Raw genomic sequence first — 4058 nt, 5'->3', positions numbered from 1 at the left:
TTGCGCAGCAGCGAGGAGACGTGCGATTCGACGGTGCGTACGGAGATGAAGAGGCGCCCGGCGATCTCGGCGTTGCTCAGGTGCTCGCCGAGGAGCGCGAGCACTTCGGCTTCGCGGGCGGAGATCGGCTGGGTGGCCACGTCCTCATTATCCGCGGTGTTCTCCGTGGTCAGCACGGAGGCGGTGCGGGGGCGGGCGGGACGAGGCTGGGGTGGCCACGGCGATCGGGCCCGGTGCGGCGCACCGGGCGGATCGCGTACGAGTCCCACGACGACCAGGAGCGCGAGATGACCGCACCCACGCACCCCGCCGAGCCCCGGACCCGCGCCCGGCGCCGCCGGGACACCGAGCACCGGCTCGCCCACGACGTGGACGTCTGGGTGGCCAGCGCGGCGCCGGAGGGGACGCCGTACCTCGTACCGCTCTCGTTCTCCTGGGACGGCACCGCGCTGTGGGTGGCGACGCCTGCGGAGAGCCCGACCGGCAGGAACCTCGCCGCCACCGGTGCCGCGCGGCTGGCGCTCGGGCCCACCCGGGACGTCACGGTGATCGACGGCGGGGTCGAGGTTTTCGAGCTGGACGCGCTGCCGCGGGAGCACGGCGACCGCTTCGCGGCCCGTGCCGGCTTCGATCCGCGCGGCCTCGCCGGCCCGTACCGCTGGTTCCGGATCACCCCGCGGCGGATCCTGGCCTGGCGCGAGGTGAACGAGCTGAGGGGGCGCGAGCTGATGCGCGACGGCCGCTGGCTGGACTGACACCGAGCCGGGCTGTGTCGCGCTTCACACCCTTGGGCGCGGGGGCATGGAACAACCGGAGGTCACCTCCCGTTGAAGACGGTGTGGGTACGGAGGGAACAGTGTCCCCGGGCCTCACCTCTCGCCCGTGGGGAAGATCGTTCGGCTGAAGCCCCACGGAGCCTTTCGCCGCGAGGCGACCGCCCTCCGTATCCGCCCCAGACCGCCCCGGTCGGATCCCCCCTCCGACCGGGGCTCCCTCTTTCCCCGCTCCGCGTACGGGAGTTCCCCGGCCGCGCACCGCCGCTACGCGCCGGGGCCCTTCTCCTCGCCGATGGGGTCGGGCACGGCGATGTCCGCCAACTGCCGGCGCAGCGCCTCCTCCTGGTCCGTCAGCGGGACGTCGGGGCGCAGCCGCTCGGGGTGGCCGGAGGCGGGACCCGTCGGGGGCGGCGGCGGGACGGGCGGTGGCGGCGGGATGAAGAACCACACCCGGCCGAGGGCGGTCAGGGCCTCCTGCAGCACACGCTGCAGCCAGGCAAGGGCAGGAACCATCCGAGGAGGGTGTTACGCGGCGCCAAAGTCCCGCCAAAATCCTGCTGCCCGCTCGCCTCCGGGCGGTCGGCGGGACCACGATGGGGGACTCGCGGGCGCGTCCGGGGGCTCACGCGTCGTCCGGTACGCCCGCGTTCGCTCCCGCGGGCCCGGGGGCGGCGCTCGCGGACCGATGCGATTGTCCCAGGGGATGTATACTCCGCAGCATCACAACAAGGCCAGGATGAACGATGCAAAACGGACCTACGCATTATCTCGCCGCCTGAGAAAACCCGGCCTTGCGTAACCAAACCTGACCTGTGAAACTACTAACCGAATACGCGGTACGGCACTTCCCCTGAGTGCCGTATGACCTGGACTTGCTCAAGGTGCAATTGTTTCAAGGACGATTCGATTGCATCAACGGGAGGTGAGTAATCCGGTATGGCTTTCGTCATCCGTGCGGCCGAATTCGAGGCGCTGCGGTCTGCTTTCTCTCGCTGTCTCCACGGAATGTCGCGCACAATTCTGATCGAAGGCGGCGTGGGTTGCGGCAAGAGTGCGCTGTTACACGCCATCACTGAACACGCGGCCGACATGGGCGCGACCGTCCTCAGCGTCCAGGGCAGGAGCACCGCGGCGCACCCGCCCATCTCGCTGTTCCAGCAGCTCGTCGCGCAGGTGCCGGCCCCGCCGCCGGGCGAGGGCCCCGCGGGGGCCACGGCCGCGCTGCAGTTCAGCGCCGCGCTGCCGCATGTCGCCGAGAACGGTGCGGTGGTGATCAGCGTCGACGACGTCCAGGACATCCCCTGGTCCGAACTCGACTTCCTGCTCCAGACCGTCAGTTGGCACCGCAGCCGGCGCACCCTCATCCTCCTCTCCCACTGCCCGCACCTGCGCCACCGCGACCAGCCGGTCAAGACCGAGCTGCTGCGGCGGCCGAACGCGCAGCGCATCCACCTGGGTCCGCTGGACGAGCGGGGGGTGCGGGCGGCGGTCACCACGCGCGTCAACCGGCCGCACGAGCAGTGGATCGAGCTGCTGCACCACCTCAGCGGCGGCAGCCCGCTGCTGCTGCGCGCGCTGCTGGAGGATCTGCGGGACGAGGACATGGAGGTCCGCCCGACGGGCGCGGAGACCTCGGGGGCGCTGGGCATGTACGGGCGCGCCGTCGTCTCCTGCCTTTACCGCAGCGGCGCCAGCGCCGTGGAACTGGGGCGGCTGATCTCCGTGCTCGGGGATTCCGCGACACCCGAGCTGCTGTCGGGCATGACCCGTATTTCACCCGCGGTCATGGACCAGCAGTTGGAGGCGCTGCGCGACTCCGGGGTGCTGGACGGCACGAGTTTCCGGCACGGGAGCGCTCCCCGGGAAATTCTTGCGGATCTCGGCACACTCCAGCGAAACGAACTGCACCGGCGGGCCGCCGTCGTCCAGAACAATGCGGGCAGTCCCACCACGGAAGTGGCCCGCCACCTTCTCGCCGCCCGGCACGCGGCGGAGACGTGGCAGCGCTCCGCGCTGCGCGACGCCGCGGAGACGGCCATCGGCCAGGAGAAAATCCGGCTGGCCGTCAGGTATCTCGAACTGGCGCTGGAGAACAGCCCGAACACCTCGGACCGTATCGAGATTTACCTGCGCCTGGCGCTCATCACCCAGCGCATCAGCCCCGCGGCCACCGAAATCCGGCATCTGACCGCGCTGCTCAGCGCGTTCCATGCGGACAAAATGCCCAGCACGGCGTACGACGGACTCGCGGACCTGCTCTTCAGCTACGGCAAGATCCAGGAGGCGTTCGCCGTACTGCGGCGGCAGGGCGCCGAGTCGAGCGCCGCCGACGTCCGCGCCGGCGACCACCCCAGCATCGCCTGGCTGTGGGCCTGGTACAGCCACCACACCGACCAGCCCCAGGACGACGGGCAGGCCCCGCGGCTCCCGCCGTCCGACGGCGACAGTGACGGCGACGGCGACGGCGACGGGGCGAGCCCGTACGCGGCGACGGCCCTGTTCCAGACCTTCGAGGGTTCGTTCCTCTTCGGCGAGCGCGGCGACTGGGCCGCCGCCGCGGAGAACCTGCTGGAGGTCTCGACCCTCTCCGACTCCACGGTCTGGTCGATGGCGTGCGCGATCAAGGCCCTCGTCATCGCCGACCGGCTCGACTCCGCCTGGCAGTGGTGCGAGTGGCTGGTGAAGGAGTCGGCGACCCGGGACGCGCCCGGCTGGCAGGCCGTCTTCTCGCTGCAGCAGGCGACGGTCGCGCTGCGGCAGGGAAAGCTGGCGGCGGGCCTGGACTGCGTCCGGCTGGTGGAGACCGTCATCACCGAGCGCAGCACGGGCTACGCGTGCGCGGTCGAGACCGTACTCGCCGCGACGCACATGGAGATGGGGCGCTACGACGAGGCGGCGCGGGTGTTCGCCAAGCCGATTCCCCCCGCGTGGGAGAAGAGCGTCTACTGGCTGAGCTACCTGTGCGTCCGCGGCTGCTTCCACCTCGCCACGAACAGGCCGCACTCGGCGCTCGCCGACTTCCTGCGGATCGGGAAGGTGGCCGAGCGCACCCTCGTCGACCACCCCACGCTCGCGCCGTGGCGGCTCTACGTCGCCCAGGCGTGGCTGCACCTGGGCGATGAGAAGATGGCCGCCCGCATGCTCGACGAGCACACCGCGCGCGACCCCGGCCACGGCGGCCGCAACCACGCGATGGTGCTGCGGCTGCGGGCCCGGCTCGCGCCGCCGCACAAGCGGCCCGGCCTGCTGTTCCGTGCGATGGACGAACTCCTGGCCTCCGGC

At 71.3% G+C, this 4058-nt stretch carries 4 protein-coding genes; 2 read left to right on the top strand and 2 right to left on the bottom strand.

Translation table 11 applies throughout. The features are described from left to right. On the bottom strand, nt 1-140 hold a 140-nt coding region (locus H5J30_RS36875), incomplete at its 3' end, for a response regulator transcription factor (RefSeq protein ID WP_309505587.1). A 147-nt stretch (nt 141-287) separates the two neighbouring features. On the opposite strand from H5J30_RS36875, the gene H5J30_RS20605 reads away from it, so the two are divergent. Next, the gene (locus tag H5J30_RS20605) at nt 288-755 is read left to right on the top strand and encodes a pyridoxamine 5'-phosphate oxidase family protein (protein WP_181788879.1); all 468 of its coding nucleotides are present in this window, start codon (nt 288-290) and stop codon (nt 753-755) included. Between the two features lie 285 nt (nt 756-1040). Here the strand turns inward: H5J30_RS20605 and H5J30_RS20600 are convergent, their stop codons facing one another. Then, nucleotides 1041-1289 carry a DUF6059 family protein gene (locus H5J30_RS20600; RefSeq protein WP_220189144.1) on the bottom strand — a complete coding sequence of 83 codons (249 nt, stop codon included), beginning with the start codon at nt 1287-1289 and terminating at the stop codon, nt 1041-1043. A 423-nt stretch (nt 1290-1712) separates the two neighbouring features. Between H5J30_RS20600 and H5J30_RS20595 the strand changes: the two genes are divergently transcribed. After that, a partial coding sequence (locus tag H5J30_RS20595) for an AAA family ATPase (RefSeq protein WP_181788876.1) occupies nt 1713-4058 on the top strand: 2346 nt, incomplete at its 3' end.

It is taken from the genome of Streptomyces phytophilus, assembly GCF_013870535.1.
Lineage (GTDB): Bacteria > Actinomycetota > Actinomycetes > Streptomycetales > Streptomycetaceae > Streptomyces > Streptomyces phytophilus.
Note: the sequence above shows the minus strand (reverse complement) of the source record. Positions and strands in the feature narration are given on the sequence as shown.